This window comes from Anaerovibrio sp., assembly GCF_045637405.1.
GTDB lineage: Bacteria > Bacillota > Negativicutes > Selenomonadales > Selenomonadaceae > Anaerovibrio.
Map to the genome: position 1 here is coordinate 1 of NZ_JAZTZI010000150.1, position 1,402 is coordinate 1,402.

General features: G+C 44.7%; 1 protein-coding gene and 1 pseudogene. Both read right to left on the reverse strand.

What is annotated here, in order from left to right:
• A pseudogene (locus ACKI5G_RS10235) lies at positions 1–149 on the reverse strand (shikimate dehydrogenase); the annotation flags it as partial.
• 191 nt (positions 150–340) lie between these two features.
• Positions 341–1,402, reverse strand: a 1,062-nt coding sequence (locus tag ACKI5G_RS10240; protein WP_407400068.1) for a pyridoxal phosphate-dependent aminotransferase, incomplete at its 5' end; no start/stop codon positions are given.

A 1,402-nucleotide genomic window follows, 5' to 3' on the forward strand; every position in this document is an offset into this window, starting at 1 on the left:
TCCCCCAGTTTTCCCTCTTTCACCGGAAAGGCCGTATAAACATAATCCAACTCCGCTGCCCTGATCCCGGCATTCTGAAACACCGGCGACAAGGAGTGCTCCACCGGATTGCCAATAACCGCCAACACCTTCGTCTTACCCGTAATCATCTATAAAACACCTCAAATTATTTTCACACGCTTTTAGTGCTCTGACATATATTATTTAATCATAACATTAATATTATACCATTCATGACAAGTTACCTCTACCCCAAAAATTCAACAGCAGTCTGACTCAACGCAGACTGCTGTTTTTCAATATATAATACAGATTAAATTTTCATACTATGTACTCATGATTAGGAGCGATACTCTTCCGCTAATTTTTTAAAGGCCGGGATGGAGCGTCTGATGGTATCCTCCTTAATGCAATATGCTGCCCGGAAATAACCCGGACAACCAAAGTCCGCCCCTGGTACCAACAGCAAATCATATTTCTTGGCCTTTTCACAAAAAGCATAATCATCCTCTTCCAAGGCCTTAGGGAACAAGTAAAAGGCTCCTTGAGGCTTCAAACACTGGAATCCCGCTTCCTTCAGACCCTCGTATAGCAAATTACCGTTCTTTTCGTAAGCGGCAATATTAGCCGGTTCATCCACACACCGGGCCACTACCCGCTGGAAGAGCGATGAAGCATTGACATGGGTCAGTACCCGACCTGCTCCGGCAATGGCTCCATAAACCTTGTTGAAGTCAGTTACTTCATCAGGTACCACTATGTAGCCAATACGCTCACCTGGCAAGGACAGGGACTTACTCCAGGAATAGCACACCAAAGTATTAGCATAATACTTAGGAATATACGGAACCTTTATGTTGCCGTAAACCAGTTCCCGATAAGGCTCATCGGAAATAATAAATATTGGGTGACCAAATTCCTGGGATTTTTCCGTAAGTATCTTGGTCAATCTACTGATGGTTTCCTCTGAGTATACTACACCGCTGGGATTATTAGGCGAATTTACAATTACTGCCTTGGTCTTTGGTGACAGCATTTCAGCAAATTTATCAAACTGTATCTGAAAATCCTCCGTATTGGCCGGCACTACATCGAGCTTAGCTCCTACCGATTCCACAAAGCATTTATATTCCGGGAAATATGGTGCAAAGGTAATGAACTCACTGCTACCATCATCCTCACTAAGGGCCTTAAAGCAAATGGTTATAGCCGCCGCTGCTCCGGAGGTCATAAAGAGATTTTTGCCGGAAAAGTTGGTAGCGAACCGGCGATTAATGCTCTGGGCTATAGTCTCCCTAACCCCTGGATCTCCTGGGGCCACAGTATAGCCATGAAGGGCACAGGAATCCATTTCCTGCAAAATATCTACAATAGCCTGATTAACCTTGGCTGGTGCGGGTAC